Genomic DNA, 18,040 nt, shown 5'->3' with positions numbered 1-18,040 from the left:
ACACCAGTCTGGTGTGTTTTTTTGGTAAAGATTATTAAAATGGAACGGGTACTGGAAAAGGAGCAAGGAATTGACCATTCATGTAAGGCAAATAATGAACCTCTGAACGATCATTAGTTAAAAATGGGATGACCACTAAATATTGGTCATATTGCTCCTGAACTTCAATACCACTAACACCATTCCATTTATAACCTAACGCTTTAACATCCTTCTTCATTGCCTTCCATTCATCACTCTTCAGTAAATTAGAAACAATTTTGTTTTTCTCCGCACCAGTAACATCACGTACACCATCATGACAACCACAATCGTCATCTACTTCTGCAGCACTTACCGTTGGAGCAAGGATGAATACAAAGGTTAAAACCGACAATAAAACAAGCAATTTCTTCTTAAACATGATAATTCCTCCTAATTTGTCAAATAATATCTATATCTTTGTGATATATTCGACAAACAAGGACAGATTCCTTTTAAATTCAAATTATTTTTCTGAAAATTGTTGCTTGCGCTAAGTAGCTAGTATGCGTCGTAACTTGGAGAGTGGTTAACCCGCTCCGGAAATCCACTTCGCTTTCCGCGGGGGGGCTAGTGAGCCTCCTCGCGCTTTCGCGCTGCGGGGTCTCACTTAGGCCACTATTCCCGCAGGAGTCGAAGTGGATTTCCTCCGCTGCTAACGGGATTTCTCTTTAAATCGGGTGATTGGAGCTCTAGGTAGTCGACTCCTGCGGGACAGCGCGAGCTGAAGATCCACTCAGTAGCGCATTTTGCTTCTAAGTTAGCTGAAGCCGTGCCGGTTTATAGAAAAACGCTTTAAACTAGCGAAAAGCGACTACCTGAAGCGGAAATCACGAGCACTACGTTACGCCGGAATTCACTTCAATTATGAAATTATAACCGATAAGCACGCGAATATGGCTGTGGTGTTAAAGGTTCGCTACCTAGAGCGATCGATGCTGCACTAGCCCAGTAAGGATTACTTAGCATGCCTCTGCCTACCGCAATAAGATCAGCTTTTTCTTCTTTTATCACTTGTTCAGCCAACATAGGATCTTCAATTCTACCAACAGCAATGGCTGGAATACCCAATGCTTGCTTCATTTCTTTTGCATATTCGACTTGGTAGCCAGGTCCAGCAAACGTGGGACCGTTCGTACTTTCGCCGCCAGACGAGACGTGTAACATATCGATTCCTGCTTGTTTATACTTTTTAGCTAGTTCGATTCCATAACTCAAATCATAACCGTTCGGATCGAATTCTACTGCAGAGATACGCATTATAAGTGGCATCGAATCAGGCATTACTTTACGTGCACGTTTAATAATCTCAACCCCAAAAAGACTTTTATCTTTTCCAAATTCATCAGTTCTCTGATTGGTAAGTTCTGATTGGAATTGGTGGATTAGATAGCCATGTGCACCGTGAATTTCGATGGCATCGACACCAGCTTCTACAGCTCTTTTAAAAGCGGCTTCGAACTTATCAATCATGTCGTAAACTTCTTCTGTCGTAAGAGCGTGAGGTTTTTTAAATGTATCGGAAAAAGCAATATCTGAGCTTGACACAGGTTGATCGGCATCTTGTGCTTTTCTCCCTGCATGCGCAATTTGAATGGCGACTTTTGCACCGTAGCTTTGACAACTTTTTATAATTCTTTCAAAGGCCGGTATATGTTGATCAGACCAAATGCCAAGGTCAAAATCAGTAATACGACCATCTGGTTCAACATCGGTCATTTCTATAATGATGAAGCCAGTACCACCAATTGCTCTGCTCGTATAGTGGGTAAAATGCCAGTCATTTGGGATTCCGTCCTTAGTGGCAACAGAATATTGACACATCGGTGGCATAACAATTCGATTTTTTAGCTGCAAATCTTTAAGTTGAAAAGGTTCTAATAAGTGCATAACTTTTCTTCCTCTCTATTTCGGTGGATTTAATGGATCACTTCATTGAAAATAATCTTAAATCGCAAATAAAAAAGAAGCAAGTATACTGCTTTATACTTGCTTCCTATCTTTATAGAGTTGATTCAGGCTTTTGTCTTAGTTTTTCAATAAGAGCCAAATCTGGTGTGACGAATAATGATTTTTGATTATCATAGGTTACGTAACCAGGTTTAGCACCGTTTGGCTTTTTAACATGTCGTATTAAAGTATAGTCGACAGGTACAGAGGCTGAGTTTTTTGATTTACTATAACTCGCTGCCAAATTAGCGGCTTCGAGCAATGTTTGCTCACTTGGATTTTTATCACGAATCACAACGTGCGATCCAGGAATGTCCTTCGTATGCAGCCAAATGTCGTCCTTTGCAGCGAGCTTAGTCGTTAAATATTCATTTTGCTTATTATTTTTCCCAACTAAGATCAATGTACCATCACTTGCGTAAAATTGTTCTGGGTCCGGTGTATGTGGTTTATTTTTCTTCTTTTTATGCTTCGCTTTAGTTTTTATATAACCTTGCTCGCGTAACTCTTCTCTGATTTCTTCAATATCTTGTTCTCGGGCTTCTGCAATGTGCTGGATTAATTCTTCTAAATACGTGATTTCTTGGTCTGCTTTAACCATCTCATTTTGTACCATTTGTTTTGATTTTTTCAATTTATTATACGTTTTAAAGTAACTTTGTGCATTTTCACTCGGTGTTTTATTCGGATTTAACTCAATTGAAATTTGTTTCTGGGGCGGATCATAGTAGTCAACTATACTAGCCGTTTTATCACCTTTTTTAACTGTGTGTAGTGAAGCAGTTAACAATTCTCCAAGATGTTTAAAATGCTCTGCTTTTTCCGCTTTTTGTAACGTTTGGTTATGCTTTTTTATTTTTCTTACATTTTTATCGAGCTCATTTTTAAGAAAACGCATCAAATCTCCAGCTTGTTGCTTCACACGATCTCGTTCTGCTTTACCAGAATAATAATCATCGAGCATCGCACTTACAGTAGGAAAAGTATTTATCTGTTCAGAAGCAAACGATAAAGGTAATACGTAGAAATCATCCTTTTGTTCAAGTTTAATGTGATTTGGTTCATATTCATGGTTAATTAGCTTTGACTGGATGTCACGAAAAACCGATTTATACGTTTCTATCGTCCCTAAGTTGGCACGATAAGTAATTTCTTTTGCAATTACCGGTGAAAAGCCCATATACGTACTTAAGATCTGCTTATCTAACTTTCCTGAATTAAAATCTAGTTTTTTCACAAAGGTTTCTTCATCAATCGTTAAAGGATTAAGCTTATCTTGACTTGGTGGTAGTTTGTACTGATGTCCTGGCAGTAGGGTACGGTAACGATTTTGTGCTGGTGAAACATGTTTAATACTGTCTAAGATATGACCTTTTTCTTTATCAACCAGCAATATATTACTATGTTTACCCATTACTTCTATAATCAACGTTTTTTGTGTGACATCACCAATTTCATTTTTACCACGAAAATGAAAGGATACGACCCGTTCATTTTCATATTGCACAATGTCCTCAACAAAATTACCGACCAGATGTTTCCGCAACAGCATACAAAGCATTGGTGGTTCTTTTGGATTTTGATAACTGTCATTTGTTAAGTGAAAGCGTGCATAGCTAGGGTGTGCAGACAAGAGGAGTGTATGATTTTTCCCTTGACTTCTGATTGTGAAAATAAGTTCTAATTCCGTTGGTTGATATATTTTCATTAATCTACCAGAGGTTAAAGTAGATTTTAGTTCATGTGTAATCGCTCGCGTAACTATTCCATCGAACGCCATGGGGAATCACCTCGTTGTAGTAGAAGTGTACCGGTATAGTTCCTCCGTGTACCAAGTAATTATTATAGCATTTTTTGGGACAAGTATGAATACATATACAACAGACGCAATCATAACATGGAGGAATGCTATGTGAAATGGTACCAATTGGACGCAGAAGATATAGAGGGAAAATTAAATGTAAGTAAAGATAATGGGCTGTCTTCAGAAGATGCTGAAAAGAGGCTAGAGCAATTCGGAGCTAATGTACTTAATGACGGCAAGAAAACACCGCTCTTGCTTGTGTTCTTAAAGCAATTCCAGGATTTTATGGTATTAGTATTACTTGCGGCAACACTCTTATCTGGATTATTAGGTGAGTATGTTGATGCAATTGCGATCATGATTATTGTGATGGTAAATGGCTTAATTGGCTTCTTTCAAGAACAAAAAGCAGAAAAATCATTATCAAAACTAAAAGAACTTTCGGCACCAATGGCAAGTGTGCGACGAGATGGTCATTGGGTGAAAATCCCTTCAGCAAATCTTGTTGTTGGTGACGTAATAAAAGTAACAAGTGGTGACCGGGTATCAGCAGATATTCGCATCATTCACTCAAGCAGTTTGGAAATTGAAGAGTCTGCCCTTACAGGTGAGTCATTACCAGCGGATAAATATGCCTATACAATGCAACATCAAGATCTTGAGGCACAAGACCAAAAGAACATGGCATTTATGGGGACGCTTGTTACTAGAGGTAGTGGAACAGGTATAGTCGTCGGAACCGGAATGAAAACGGCAATGGGTCAAATAGCTGAGCTGCTCGTGAATACTGAACAGGTAGCAACTCCTTTAGAAAGAAGACTTGCACAATTAGGTAAAATATTAATCGTTATTGCTTTAATTTTAACTGCATTTGTAGTAGTTATTGGTGTTGTACAAGGACATCCACTTTATTCTATGTTTCTTGCAGGTGTTTCCTTAGCGGTTGCAGCGATACCAGAAGGATTACCGGCGATTGTTACGGTCGCGTTATCACTTGGTGTGCAGCGAATGATTAAGAAAAAAGCAATTGTAAGAAAATTATCTGCGGTTGAGACGCTAGGTAGTGCTTCTGTCATCTGCTCTGACAAGACCGGAACGATGACAGAAAATCAAATGACGGTCAAGGAGATTTATTTAAATCATGAAGCTTTTTTTGTAACAGGCGAAGGCTACGATACTACTGGCTCATTTATGCAAAATAAAAAAGAAGTGGCAGATCCAAGCTTAAATAAGTTATTGTTGTATGGTGCATTATGTAATCACTCGAGCTTGAACCGTAAAAAAGGCAAGTGGGAAATAGATGGTGATCCAACCGAAGGCGCATTGCTCGTTGCAGCTCGGAAAGCAAATATAACGATAGAAGAGACCGACCGTTTTAAGATAGTACATGAAATCCCATTTGATTCGGACAGAAAGCGGATGACCGTAGTTGTTGAAGACGAGAAAAGTAATCGGTATGTAATTACAAAGGGTGCACCTGATGTACTCATGTCTCGTACAACATTTATACAAGAGCAAGATTCCAAAAGAGCAATACGCGCGAAAGATCAAAATAAAATTGACCAAGCAATCAATCAAATGGCTGGACAAGCATTGCGAACGATTGCGGTTTGTATCAAATCGATTAGACCTGATCAAGTGTTAGAAGATGTATTATTAGAAAAGGATATGACATTTATTGGTCTATACGGGATCATTGATCCACCGAGAAAAGAAGTAAAACAAGCAATTGCTGAATGTAAACAAGCCGGTATTAAAACCGTCATGATTACAGGTGATCATGCAAAAACAGCACACGCAATTGCCAAACAATTAGATTTGATCCCAGCTAACGGAAAAGTACTGGAAGGGCATCAAATAAGTAAAATGAATGAAGATCAATTAAGCGAAGTGATTGAAGAAGTATACGTGTTTGCCCGAGTAACACCAGAGCATAAGTTGAAGATTGTAAAAGCTTTTCAGAAAAAGGGCCATGTGGTTGCAATGACTGGAGATGGTGTTAACGACGCGCCAGCAATTAAAGCGAGTGATATTGGTATTAGTATGGGACTAAGTGGAACAGATGTAGCCAAAGAGGCATCGGCGCTCGTATTATTAGATGATAACTTTGCTACGATAAAATCGGCTATACAAGAAGGTCGTAATATTTATGAAAATATACGTAAATTTATTCGGTATTTACTTGCTTCAAATGTAGGTGAAATATTAGTGATGTTGTTTGCGATGCTACTAGGTTTACCGTTACCACTAACGCCTGTTCAAATATTGTGGGTAAATCTTGTAACAGATGGACTTCCAGCAATGGCTTTAGGGCTAGATCAATCTGAAGCAAATGTGATGAAAAATAAACCTAGAAATCCAAAAGAAGGGGTATTTGCGAGGGGCTTAGGTTTTAAAATTATTAGTAGAGGATTGTTGATTGGGATCATTACCCTTCTTGCATTTATGCTTGCTTATAAAGGTAATCCAGACCACCTTCAATATGCACAAACGATTGCATTTACAACGTTAGTAATGGCCCAACTGATTCATGTGTTTGATTGTAGAAGTGAGGTATCCGTTTTTGCAAGGAACCCGTTTCAAAATTTATATTTAGTTGGAGCCGTGATTTCATCTGTATTGCTTTTACTCGTTGTTATTTATTTCGAGCCCTTACAAGATGTCTTTCACACCGTAGATTTGGCGATGAGAGATTGGATATTAATCTTGGCATTTAGTGCAATACCTACGCTGTTTTTTGGTTTTTCAAAAAAATAGGGATTTCGCACCCTCTTAGCATTCTAGCTAGGAGGGGTTTTTATTTTCACCCAGAGTGCTTCCATCTATCATCGGGTATTAGTTTTTGTTATGATGGTGGATGAAGTATTTAAAATGGATGTGTATAATATGGGTAATAGTATGACTGGATATGGTAGAGCAGTTGATTCGATTAATGGCCAAAATATTTCTGTCGAGATACGCAGTGTGAATCATCGTTTTCTAGATATTACGACAAAAATTCCACGCTCGCTTTTAAGCAAGGAAGATAAGATTAAAAAAATTATCCAGGGTTATTTTCATCGTGGCAGAATAGAAGTGTTTATTACGATTGACGGAGAGGGAATACTTGAACGAAAGCTGACTGTAAATTGGGACCTTGTAGATCAATACATACATAAATTAAAAGAAATACAAAATCGTTATCAGCTTGGTGGAACAATTGAAATTGGTCATCTGGTCAATCAAGCAGATTTACTAACAGTTGATGAAAAAGAACAGCACGCTGATTGGATGGAAGAAACAATCGTAGCTATTGTTACAAATGCAGCGAAACAAGTGCTTGAAATGCGAAAAAAAGAAGGAAATGAATTAATAACCGATTTAACGTCTAGACTACGATTAGTTAATAATATAGTAAAAGTTTTGGGTGATCGGAGAGATATTGTTATAATAGAATACCGTGATCGAATTAAAAAGAGGTTAGAGTCTTACATAGGAGATTTCATTTCAGATGAGTCAAAAATTGTGCAAGAAGTGGCGTTGCTTGCAGAAAAAGGCGATATATCAGAAGAAATCACACGTTTAGAAAGTCACCTTTTACAATTCGATCACCTGCTTACAAATCAAAGTATTGTTGGCAGAAAGCTAGACTTTATTGTGCAAGAAATGCATCGTGAGGCAAATACTGTAGGTTCTAAATCGAATGATGTTAAAATTAGTGAATTAGTTGTTCAATTGAAAAGTGAAATTGAGAAAATAAAAGAACAAGTGCAAAATATAGAATAATAATTGTGTTTCTTACACTGTTTCTCATATAATAGAAATATTGAAAGTATAGATGTTTGTCTATAATTAAAGGGGGAGCTTTTTTTGAGCTTAAGTTTAATAAATATAGGATTTGGAAATGTTGTTTCGGCAGGAAGAATTATTTCAATTGTTTCTCCGGAATCTGCTCCAATTAAACGTATTATTACGGTGGCCAGAGAAAATAATAAATTAGTGGATGCTACATATGGCCGCAGAACGAGAGCCGTAATTATTACGGATAGTGATCATGTTGTCTTATCAGCAGTTCAACCGGAAACTGTTGGACAGCGTGTGATTAGTCATGAAGAGATCTCGGATGAATAGCTAGGAGGAAGCACTTTGATTGATGAGAAGGGAATTTTATTTATTTTGTCGGGGCCTTCGGGTGTTGGAAAAGGAACAGTGCGAAAAGCGTTGTTTGAACAGGCTACTGACTTACGATACTCCATATCGATGACAACTCGACCGATGCGTAAGGGTGAGCAAGAGGGTATTGATTATTTTTATAGATCCAAACAAGATTTTGAACAAATGATTGAAAATAATAACTTACTTGAGTATGCGCAATATGTTGGTAACTATTATGGGACACCTCGTGATTACGTAGAACAGACGTTAGAGGAAGGAAAAGACGTGTTCCTTGAGATAGAAGTACAAGGAGCCTTACAAGTGAAGCAAAACTTCCCAGAAGGTGTTTTTATATTCTTGTTTCCTCCGAGTTTACATGAGTTAAAGAATAGAATCGTTAATCGCGGCACAGAAACAGAAGACCTTGTTATGAACCGGTTAGTCGCTGCTAGAGAAGAGATTGAAATGATGGACGCGTATGACTATGTTGTCGTTAATGATCAAATCTCTAATGCTGTTGATAAAATTAAATCAATCGTCCAAAGTGAACATTGCAAGCGGGAACGAGTTTCTAAACAATACAAAAAAATATTGGAGGATGATTTGACATGATGCTAGAGCCATCAATTGATAAATTACAAGAAAAAATTAATTCAAAGTATACATTAGTTACACTTTCTGCAAAAAGAGCGCGCGTGCTGCAAGATAATAGAGATCCACGGGTGAAAGATCCAAAATCACATAAATATGTAGGGATTGCTTTAGAAGAAATTGAGGCTGACAAATTAACTTATATAGGTAGTGAGGAAGAGTAATCACTAATTATTCTCCTTATGTAGTTTAGAAATCGTTTTTCATTGAGAGATAAGAAAGACTAAAAATTGTGCATGTGTCTAGCTCCGAGCGCCAGAAACTAGGCGACTTCACGAATCGGCTTGCGATAAGTCATCATTGATTTAAATTTTATGGGAAGTCGACTAAAAGCGGACTTGTCGTCCATCGACATCCCCCCTTTGCGGGGGCATGATTCCTTTATCTCAGCCGATTCGCTCCAGTCGCTACGTTTCTAAACGGCGCTCTGCGCTTTTCATGTGTCTAGCTCCGAGCGCCAGAAACTAGGCGACTTCACGAATCGGCTTGCGATAAGTCATCATTGATTTAAATTTTATGGGAAGTCGACTAAAAGCGGACTTGTCGTCCAACGTCGACATACCCCCTTTGCGGGGGCATGATTCCTTTATCTCAGTCGATTCGCTCCAGTCGCTACGTTTCTAAACGGCGCTCTGCGCTTTTCTAAAACCCTCGCTCGCATCGTGCAAGCGGGGGTTTGTTCATACTTAGTTAATGGTTGTATGGGAGGGATATGGATGCTTAAAAATAAAAATATAGTATTAGGTGTAACTGGTGGTATAGCGGCTTATAAAGCATGTGCACTAACAAGTAAGCTTACGCAAAAAGGGGCGAATGTAAGAGTAGTGATGACAGAAAGTGCTACGCAATTTGTTACACCGCTTACCTTCCAAGCGTTATCTCGAAATCCAGTATATACAGACACATTTGATGAGAAAGATCCACACAAAATAGCGCATATTGATTTAGCTGATTGGGCGGATGTCGTGTTATTAGCACCAACTACAGCGAACATGATAGGCAAAATAGCTGGAGGACTAGCTGATGATATGCTATCTACGATTTTGTTGGCTACACAGGCGCCGGTATATATTGCACCTGCAATGAATGTACACATGTATCAGCATCCTGCAGTAATTCAAAATATGCAAAAATTAGATGAATGGGGATACAAATTCATTGAACCAGGCAGTGGTTATTTAGCGTGCGGATATGTCGGAAAAGGTAGATTAGAAGAACCAGAAACAATCATTACAGTACTAGAAAAAGACTTGCATGTTCCTGAACGATTATTACAAGGATTAAAAGTATTGATTTCTGCAGGACCAACAAGAGAAAGTATTGATCCGATTCGTTTTTTTACAAACCACTCATCTGGAAAAATGGGTTTCGCTTTGGCAGAGGCTGCCGCTACAGCTGGCGCAGATGTAACATTAATCACTGGACCGGTATCGTTAACAACAGATAAACCAATTAATCGAATTGATGTAAACACGGCGGAGGAAATGTATCAGGCAATGCTTGCACATTTCCCTAAACAAGACATTGTTATAAAATCAGCAGCCGTTGCTGATTACCGTCCTACAGTTACTTATAAGCAGAAAATGAAAAAGCAAGATGGAAACTTATCGATTGAGATGGAACGAACTAATGACATTTTAAAAGAGTTGGGGCGCAGAAAACAAAACCAATTTTTAGTTGGTTTTGCAGCAGAAACAGAGAATGTGCTTAGCTATGCGAAGAAAAAAATAGAGCAAAAAAATCTTGATGCGATTGTTGTGAATGATGTAACGCAAAGTGGTGCTGGGTTTGCGTCAGATACAAATCAAGTCACTTACTTAAATCGTTCGGGAATGGAGAAACAACTGGATTTAGCTTCTAAGCAAGACATTGCTGCGGAAGTCATCCGTTTAATCGTGCAGGATAGAACAAAGGGTGAGCATTAATTGAACATAGCCAAAGTAGTTGTCGACGTTCCTGCTAGTCAAACGAATCGAATTTTTGATTATCTCATACCTGATCAGCTTGTCGACTCGATTGAAATCGGTATGCGAGTAATTGTTCCATTTGGCCCCAGGAAAATAATGGGGTTCGTACTTGAGTTAACCGATCACTCGGATTTCTCTGCATTAAAGGAAATAGAGGAACTAATGGATGTAACGCCAGTGCTAACCGAGGAATTGATAGACTTAGGTAAGTGGTTATCTGAAAAAACACTAAGTTTTTACGTGTCTGCTTTTCAAGCAATGTTGCCACAGGCACTAAAAGCAAAATATAACAAAGAATTACAAAGAATGAGTGACCAATTACCCGAAACGCTTACACACATTTTTGCCGGTAGAGATTTTATTGATTATAGCGAATATGTTTCAAGAAACGGAAATATTGCACAGCTTCAACGAGCAATTAAAGAGGGTCTTGTAGAGGTAAACTACATAGTTCAGTCAAAAGAGACCTTTAAACAGATGACGATGATCCAGGCAAATAAGGAACCAATCGAACTAGAAGAAGTGTATGCTGATATGCCTTCACAAGCCAAAAAGCAAAAGCAATTATTATATCATTTTATAGAACATCCAGAAGCTATCAGTAAAAAAGAATTACTTTCATCCCATAGTACGGGCGCTAGTACATTAAAACAGTTATTGAATCGCGGATTACTAAAGCAATTCAAGCAAGAATTGTATCGAAATCCGTACAAAGAAGACAAGTACCCACAAACAACCGCATTAACACTTTCAGATCAACAGCAGCAAGCTATTACACCAATTCACGAATCAGTTAATGAAGATACACACGAAGTATTTTTGTTACATGGTGTAACGGGGAGCGGGAAAACAGAGGTTTATTTACAATCGATACAATCCGTAATAGATAAAGGGAAGGAAGCGATAGTACTTGTTCCTGAAATTGCCCTTACGCCACAAATGGTACAGCGCTTTAAGGGTAGGTTTGGCTCGAGGGTGGCTGTTTTACATAGTGCATTATCAGCTGGAGAGAAGTTTGATGAGTGGCGAAAAGTGCAACGCAAGCAAGTACAGGTTGTCGTAGGAGCAAGATCAGCAATTTTTGCTCCGTTTGAAAATCTTGGTATTATTATCATCGATGAAGAGCACGAAACAAGCTATAAACAAGAAGATCATCCCCGTTATCATGCTAGAGATGTTGCTATTTATAGGGGGGGGAAATATAATTGTCCAGTTATTTTGGGAAGTGCAACACCTACATTAGAATCTTTTGCACGGGCTCAGAAGGGTGTTTATCAGCTGCTATCAATGTCAGAGCGAATGAACAAGGCTGCTATGCCGACAGTTAAGCTTGTTGATATGCGAGATGAACTCCACGCTGGAAATCGCTCGATGTTTTCTAGACAGTTGAAGGAGGACATCGAAGAACGGTTAAAACGAAAGGAACAAATTGTTCTGTTCTTAAATCGACGTGGCTACTCGACATTTGTAATGTGTAGAGATTGTGGCTATGTTATTAATTGTCCGCACTGTGATATAGCTTTAACTTACCATCGTAATACAGAGAATTTAAAATGTCACTATTGTGGCCATGATGAAAAGATGCCATCCTTGTGTCCTTCCTGTCAGAGTGACACGATTCGTTTTTTTGGAACTGGCACGCAAAAAGTCGAAGAAGCAATTACTAAAATCTTACCAGAAGCACGTGTTATACGGATGGATGTTGATACAACTAGACGAAAGGGTTCCCATGAGAAACTATTGGACAAGTTTGCTAATCATGAAGCAGATATTTTGCTAGGTACACAAATGATTGCCAAAGGACTCGATTTTGCTAATGTTACGCTTGTCGGAGTGTTGGCAGCGGACTCGTTGTTACACTTACCAGATTTTCGAGCTGCAGAAAAAACATTTCAATTGTTAACACAAGTAAGTGGTAGAGCAGGAAGGCATTCCTTGCCAGGTGAAGTCGTTATTCAGACGTACACTCCTGAACATTATAGTGTGCAACTTGCAAGTCAATATGATTTTGAACAGTTTTTCTTAAAGGAAATGCATACGAGAAAAACGTTTCAATATCCACCATATGTTTTCTTAACATTAATAACTGTCTCTCATCCAAACCAAATTAAAGCGGCAAAGGTAACGAAGAAAATAACACAATTACTACGAAAGTATTTATCATCACAAACGAACATATTAGGACCAACACCTTCGCCACTAACGAGGATCAAAGATAGATATCGTTATCAATGCATGGTAAAATACAAAAAAGAACCGAATCAGCAAAAAGTTATCCAGAAAATCTTGTCCTTTTATGAGGATGATATTAAAAAAAATCAACTAATGATAAATGTAGATTTGCAACCGTACCAATTAATGTAGAAAGGGTTTTTGTTTATGAAACGGATTGTTTTTATGGGTACACCTGATTTTTCTGTACCAATATTGCAACAATTATTGCAAGATAAATATGATGTGGTATTAGTGGTTACACAGCCTGATCGACCAAAAGGAAGAAAAAGGGTATTAACACCGCCCCCTGTAAAAGTGGAGGCAGAAAAGCACCAAATTCCAGTATTTCAACCTGAAAAAATTAAAGATGAGTATGAAGAAGTATTAAAATATAAGCCAGATCTTATTGTAACGGCTGCATTTGGACAGATTTTGCCGAAGCCTTTACTTGATGGACCAACGTTAGGGTGCATTAATGTGCATGCTTCCATTTTACCGGAATTGCGTGGTGGAGCACCTATTCATTACGCGATCCTTCAAGGCAAACAAGAGACTGGTGTTACAATCATGTACATGGTAGAACGACTTGATGCAGGTGATATTATTACGCAACAAAAGGTAACGATTGATGAAACAGACCATGTTGGCACCCTACATGATAAATTATCAGAAGCAGGAGCAGAACTTTTACATAACACACTTCCTGATCTGATTGCAGGAAAGACACATCCAATTAAACAAGATGAAGAGTTAGCGACGTTTGCTAGTAACATAAAGCGGGAGCAAGAAAAAATTGATTGGGAAAAGACGAGTACGGAGGTTTACAATCATATTCGTGGATTACATCCGTGGCCTGTTGCCTTTACAACAGTTGATAATAAGGTTGTGAAGGTCTGGTGGGGAGAAAAAGTAAACAAGCAATATAATGGAACACCAGGTCAAATCGTTGAGCTCTTAGAAGACGGATTAGTTGTTATGTGCGGAGATCGTAACGGCGTAAAAATAACGAATCTACAGCCAGCAGGAAAGAAACGAATGGATGCAGGTGACTTTTTAAGAGGTTTAGGTAGTGATCTTTCAATCGGTGATTTATTAGGTGAAAATTATGGCTAAGCATGTACTTCGAACAACTGCATTAGACATATTAGTAAGAGTAGGCGAGCAAGGTGGGTTTAGTCACCTGCTGATTGATCAAGCAATCAAGAAAAAAGGGCTAGCAAATAATGATGAGGCTTTATTAACAGAAATTGTCTATGGAACGTTACAACGAAAGTTAACGCTTGAATATTATCTTGTAAATTTTATAGATCCTAAAAAGAAAATAACACCATGGGTAAAATGGCTACTTTATATGTCCATTTACCAATTGACTTTCTTAGACAGAATTCCTGATCATGCTGTACTTAACGAATCGGTTGAAGTAGCTAAAATTAGAGGTCATAAAGGTATTGCCTCGTTTGTAAACGGGGTACTTCGAAATGTACAACGTAAAGGATTACCAGATACGAGTAAAATTAAGGATACGACAGAAAGAATCAGTGTAGAAACGAGTCATCCTGTTTGGCTAGTAAAACGATGGATGGACATGTATGGACCTACTGTTACAGAGGACATGTGCCGTGAAAATTTGACGCATAAGCCAATGACAGTAAGGGTACAGCCTTTAAAGATTAGTCGTGATGCTGCTATTGAAAAGCTTCAGGATGAAGGTTATGAGGTTGAAAAATCAATATTTTCAAGCCAAGGGATCATTATAAACAAAGGTAATATTTTGCGAAGTGAATTGTTTAAAGAAGGAGCTCTAACGGTCCAAGACCAAAGCTCTATGCTTGTTGCAGAAATGCTTGATTTGACTCAGGGGATGACTGTACTAGATGCGTGTAGTGCCCCTGGTGGTAAAACGACACACATTGCTGAAAAAATGGAGGACAAGGGTGAAGTATTTGCCTACGACCTACATGATAAAAAAGCGAAGCTTGTGTCTAGAAAAGCTCAAGAATTAGATTTAAACGTAATTACAGCTAAACAAGCAGATTCTAGACAATTACATACACTGCATGAACAGGAATCCTTTGATCGCATTTTAATCGATGCTCCTTGTTCAGGGTTAGGTGTGTTACGTGGTAAACCAGATATAAAATATCAAAAAACAACCCAAGATATACAAGATTTAAGCGTGATTCAGTTAGAATTATTGGAAAGTATATCCTCTTTATTAAAAAAAGATGGTAAACTGTTATATAGTACATGCACAGTTGATAAGCTTGAAAATGATATCGTTGTAGAGAAATTTCTTGCCACTCACAAACAGTTTGAAGTAGATCAAACCTTTTTTGAAGAATTACCTAGTTCCTTGCAACAATCGCAAGGACGAAGCAATTATGGGCTCCAATTATTTCCACAGGACTATCATACAGATGGATTTTTTCTTACTAGATTTAAGCGGAAGTAAGGGAGATAACTGTTTATACAATTGGAATAAGTATAACTGGTAGAATGCCAATGATCTATGGAAAAGTTATCGAGTGTTAAGGAGAGACGGGGTGAGTGAATGAATACTTACTTTATGACTGATACAGGTCAGGTGAGAAGTCATAATGAGGATGCTGGTGGTGTTTTTATTAATGCTCACAAGCAGGTGTTGGTAGTTATTGCCGACGGAATGGGTGGTCATAAAGCTGGTGATGTTGCTAGTAAAATGGCGATCACATCACTTAGCGAGAAGTGGCAAAAATCAGAAGAATTGTTGTTGCCAGAAGATACTGAGGTGTGGTTGAAAGATAGTATTTCTGAAATTAATCAAAACTTATTTAACTATGCCCAGGAGCATGAGGATTGTATGGGTATGGGTACCACAATAGTGGCTGCGATTTGTACTAGTGAGTATATAACCATTGCCCATATCGGAGATAGTCGCTGTTATTTACAAAATAACCAAGGCTTTCAGCAAATTACAGAGGACCATTCATTAGTCAATGAATTGGTTCGATCAGGACAAATATCTAAAGACGATGCTGAACATCATCCACGAAAAAACGTCCTCTTAAAAGCACTAGGAACAGAACAACACGTGGAAGCAGATGTGCGTTCAATAGGCTGGGAGAAGGATGATCTTCTTTTGTTATGTTCTGATGGACTTTCTAACAAGATTAATGATGAGGAACTCTCAGAAAAGGTGAAATCCCCTAGCAATTTAGAAGATGTAGCTAATCAGTTTATTAGTCTTGCTAATGAACGTGGTGGGGAAGATAATATATCCATTGCGCTCGTACACTATGATGGTCTAGATACAGCGGAAGAAGGTGTGTCATAGTGTTAGAAGGAAGAACCTTAAATGAACGATATAAGATTCGTAAAATGATTGGCGGAGGCGGTATGGCAAATGTGTACCTAGCTACCGACATCATTTTGGAACGAGAAGTAGCAATCAAAGTATTACGATTGGAATATGCAAACGATGAAGAATTTATTGCGCGTTTTCACCGTGAGGCTCAATCAGCTACAAGTCTTTCTCATCCAAATATTGTCAGTATTTTTGATGTTGGAGAAGAAGACGGCATTTATTATATGGTAATGGAATATATCGATGGCATGACATTAAAAAAGTATATACAAACGTATGGACCAATCGAAGTAGAAGAAGCCATCGATATAATGAAACAAATTACATCTGCGATAACACATGCACACGCAAATGAAATTGTACACCGAGATATAAAGCCTCAAAATATACTAATTGACCCATATGGTCAAGTTAAAGTTACTGATTTTGGTATTGCCGTTGCATTGAGTGCTACGTCATTAACGCAAACAAATTCTGTGTTAGGATCGGTGCACTACTTATCACCAGAACAAGCAAGAGGTGGTATGGCAACAAAAAAATCAGATGTATATTCTCTGGGCATTGTATTATTTGAATTGCTTTCTGGTAGGTTGCCATTCTCTGGTCAATCGGCCGTTTCAATTGCACTCAAACACTTGCAGTCTAATACGCCTAGTATTAGAAGATGGAACCCAAATCTACCACAAAGTGTTGAAAATATTGTTTTAAAGGCAACATCAAAAGATCCATTCCATCGGTATGAACATGTCTATGAAATTGAAGATGACTTGAACACAGCTCTAAGTCCCGAGAGGATTAATGAGAATCCATATTCTCCACCAGAGGATAGTGGTGAATTAACAAAAGCAATTCCGATCATTACAGATGACAATTTGAAACAACACAATAACCTGAAAGAAGACACGATTGTTCGATCAGGAAATGGAAATGATTTAGTAAATGAAAAGAAAAAAAAGAAGAAGAAAAAACTTGCCATCTGGATTACGACTAGTATTGTCGTATTGTTAGGTGCAATAATAGCTGCGTTATTTATCATTCCGAGCCTATTGCAGCCAGATGAAATTGAGATACCAGATGTAATTGAATTAGAATATGAAGAAGCATCTGATGAATTAAGAAATTTAGGCTTAGAGGTGGAGTCTGAGTCGGTGTATTCTGAAGAAATCCCAGAAGGCTATGTCGTAAGTAGTGATCCAAAGGCTGGAATAACTGTAATTGAGGGATCGGAAGTACTTTTATTTACGAGCCAAGGAAAACAGACAATTGCTTTTGATGATTATGTTGGACAGGACTTTAGTCAGGTTCAACGTTTGTTACAACAATCTGGGTATACAGTGATTTCTAATGAGCAATTTTCCGATCAGCCAGAAGGAGAAATTATTAAACAGCTTCATCCGCAACCAGGTGCGAATGTTGTGCCAGGTGAAACGAATGTTATTTTCGAAGTAAGTAGAGGAAGAGAAAGAGTTACACTAAGTCAACTTGTAGGCATGTCAGTAAAAGATGCGAGTGATTATTTAACAAGAGAAGATCTTTCTGTGAAGGTAGTAGATGAACAGTATTCAGAAGAATACGAAGAAGGACAAGTTATTAGTCAAGAACCGAGGGCACTATCTGAAGTAGAAAAAGGCTCTGTGGTTGAGGTTGTAGTCTCACTAGGACCCGAGGAAAAGCCACCGATTACACATCCTGTAACAGTTACTGTACCTTACGAACCAGCGCAGCAGGATGGAGAAGATACACAACAAGATCCACAAGGGCAAGAGATAATTATTTATGTTACAGACATGAATCGTAATGATGAAATAGTAAGGCAGGTTACCATTATGGAACAAACAGATTTCACCTTAAGTTTAACCATCCAGCCAAATGGAAACGCTGAATACAGGGTAATGCGAGATGGAAATGTCTTTGAAAGCGAGACAATTAGTTATGAGGATGTGGCAGGTGATTAAA

14 protein-coding genes are annotated in these 18,040 nt (G+C 38.3%); 11 read left to right on the top strand and 3 right to left on the bottom strand.

The features are described from left to right. Positions 1 to 34 precede the first annotated feature (34 nt). The 3 genes from ACI6MV_RS01460 to ACI6MV_RS01450 all read right to left on the bottom strand — a co-directional run bounded on the left by ACI6MV_RS01460 (position 35) and on the right by ACI6MV_RS01450 (position 3,751). Complete coding sequence (locus tag ACI6MV_RS01460; RefSeq protein WP_407268020.1) at positions 35 to 403, bottom strand: hypothetical protein; 369 nt, start codon at positions 401 to 403, stop codon at positions 35 to 37. 491 nt (positions 404 to 894) lie between these two features. Next, the gene (locus ACI6MV_RS01455; protein ID WP_407268019.1) at positions 895 to 1,911 is read right to left on the bottom strand and encodes an NADH:flavin oxidoreductase/NADH oxidase; all 1,017 of its coding nucleotides are present in this window, start codon (positions 1,909 to 1,911) and stop codon (positions 895 to 897) included. 112 nt (positions 1,912 to 2,023) lie between these two features. Beyond that, positions 2,024 to 3,751, bottom strand: a complete 1,728-nt coding sequence (locus ACI6MV_RS01450) for an Rqc2 family fibronectin-binding protein (RefSeq protein ID WP_407268018.1) — start codon at positions 3,749 to 3,751, stop codon at positions 2,024 to 2,026. Between the two features lie 132 nt (positions 3,752 to 3,883). On the opposite strand from ACI6MV_RS01450, the gene ACI6MV_RS01445 reads away from it, so the two are divergent. The 11 genes from ACI6MV_RS01445 to pknB all read left to right on the top strand — a co-directional run bounded on the left by ACI6MV_RS01445 (position 3,884) and on the right by pknB (position 18,039). Next, complete coding sequence (locus ACI6MV_RS01445; protein ID WP_407268017.1) at positions 3,884 to 6,532, top strand: calcium-translocating P-type ATPase, SERCA-type; 2,649 nt, start codon at positions 3,884 to 3,886, stop codon at positions 6,530 to 6,532. A gap of 90 nt (positions 6,533 to 6,622) precedes the next feature. Beyond that, a complete protein-coding gene (locus tag ACI6MV_RS01440) occupies positions 6,623 to 7,540 on the top strand; it encodes a YicC/YloC family endoribonuclease (protein ID WP_407268016.1) in 918 nt (305 codons plus the stop codon). Between the two features lie 84 nt (positions 7,541 to 7,624). After that, positions 7,625 to 7,885 carry an extracellular matrix/biofilm regulator RemA gene (gene remA, locus ACI6MV_RS01435; RefSeq protein WP_407268015.1) on the top strand — a complete coding sequence of 87 codons (261 nt, stop codon included), beginning with the start codon at positions 7,625 to 7,627 and terminating at the stop codon, positions 7,883 to 7,885. Between the two features lie 15 nt (positions 7,886 to 7,900). Next, on the top strand, positions 7,901 to 8,521 hold the full coding sequence (gene gmk, locus ACI6MV_RS01430) for a guanylate kinase (RefSeq protein WP_407268013.1): 621 nt from the start codon (positions 7,901 to 7,903) through the stop codon (positions 8,519 to 8,521). Next, on the top strand, positions 8,518 to 8,724 hold the full coding sequence (gene rpoZ / locus ACI6MV_RS01425; RefSeq protein WP_407268012.1) for a DNA-directed RNA polymerase subunit omega: 207 nt from the start codon (positions 8,518 to 8,520) through the stop codon (positions 8,722 to 8,724). Before gmk ends, rpoZ begins: the two co-directional genes overlap by 4 nt. 552 nt (positions 8,725 to 9,276) lie before the next feature. Next, positions 9,277 to 10,485, top strand: coding sequence for a bifunctional phosphopantothenoylcysteine decarboxylase/phosphopantothenate--cysteine ligase CoaBC (gene coaBC / locus ACI6MV_RS01420; RefSeq protein WP_407268011.1), 1,209 nt, complete (start codon positions 9,277 to 9,279; stop codon positions 10,483 to 10,485). Beyond that, a complete protein-coding gene (gene priA / locus ACI6MV_RS01415) occupies positions 10,486 to 12,891 on the top strand; it encodes a primosomal protein N' (RefSeq protein WP_407268010.1) in 2,406 nt (801 codons plus the stop codon). Between the two features lie 15 nt (positions 12,892 to 12,906). After that, the gene (gene fmt, locus ACI6MV_RS01410) at positions 12,907 to 13,854 is read left to right on the top strand and encodes a methionyl-tRNA formyltransferase (protein WP_407268009.1); all 948 of its coding nucleotides are present in this window, start codon (positions 12,907 to 12,909) and stop codon (positions 13,852 to 13,854) included. Beyond that, positions 13,847 to 15,193, top strand: a complete 1,347-nt coding sequence (rsmB, locus tag ACI6MV_RS01405) for a 16S rRNA (cytosine(967)-C(5))-methyltransferase RsmB (RefSeq protein ID WP_407268008.1) — start codon at positions 13,847 to 13,849, stop codon at positions 15,191 to 15,193. Before fmt ends, rsmB begins: the two co-directional genes overlap by 8 nt. Positions 15,194 to 15,292: 99 nt before the next feature. After that, the gene (locus tag ACI6MV_RS01400) at positions 15,293 to 16,054 is read left to right on the top strand and encodes a Stp1/IreP family PP2C-type Ser/Thr phosphatase (protein WP_407268007.1); all 762 of its coding nucleotides are present in this window, start codon (positions 15,293 to 15,295) and stop codon (positions 16,052 to 16,054) included. Continuing rightward, positions 16,054 to 18,039, top strand: a complete 1,986-nt coding sequence (gene pknB, locus ACI6MV_RS01395; protein WP_407268006.1) for a Stk1 family PASTA domain-containing Ser/Thr kinase — start codon at positions 16,054 to 16,056, stop codon at positions 18,037 to 18,039. Before ACI6MV_RS01400 ends, pknB begins: the two co-directional genes overlap by 1 nt. Position 18,040 lies beyond the last annotated feature (1 nt).

This window comes from Radiobacillus sp. PE A8.2, assembly GCF_045635475.1.
In the GTDB taxonomy this organism is placed as follows: domain Bacteria; phylum Bacillota; class Bacilli; order Bacillales; family Amphibacillaceae; genus JBJGXI01.
The sequence above is the reverse complement of the archived record's forward strand: the minus strand, read 5'-3'. Positions and strand labels throughout refer to the sequence as shown.

Excerpts from the sequence above, each read along its gene's own strand:
- ACI6MV_RS01455 (WP_407268019.1), bottom strand. The coding sequence starts at position 1,911 with ATGCACTTATTAGAACCTTTTCAACTTAAAGATTTGCAGCTAAAAAAT.
- ACI6MV_RS01400 (WP_407268007.1), top strand. The coding sequence starts at position 15,293 with ATGAATACTTACTTTATGACTGATACAGGTCAGGTGAGAAGTCATAAT.
- rpoZ (WP_407268012.1), top strand. The coding sequence starts at position 8,518 with ATGATGCTAGAGCCATCAATTGATAAATTACAAGAAAAAATTAATTCA.
- fmt (WP_407268009.1), top strand. The coding sequence starts at position 12,907 with ATGAAACGGATTGTTTTTATGGGTACACCTGATTTTTCTGTACCAATA.
- rsmB (WP_407268008.1), top strand. The coding sequence starts at position 13,847 with ATGGCTAAGCATGTACTTCGAACAACTGCATTAGACATATTAGTAAGA.
- ACI6MV_RS01460 (WP_407268020.1), bottom strand. The coding sequence starts at position 403 with ATGTTTAAGAAGAAATTGCTTGTTTTATTGTCGGTTTTAACCTTTGTA.
- ACI6MV_RS01450 (WP_407268018.1), bottom strand. The coding sequence starts at position 3,751 with ATGGCGTTCGATGGAATAGTTACGCGAGCGATTACACATGAACTAAAA.
- coaBC (WP_407268011.1), top strand. The coding sequence starts at position 9,277 with ATGCTTAAAAATAAAAATATAGTATTAGGTGTAACTGGTGGTATAGCG.
- ACI6MV_RS01440 (WP_407268016.1), top strand. The coding sequence starts at position 6,623 with ATGATGGTGGATGAAGTATTTAAAATGGATGTGTATAATATGGGTAAT.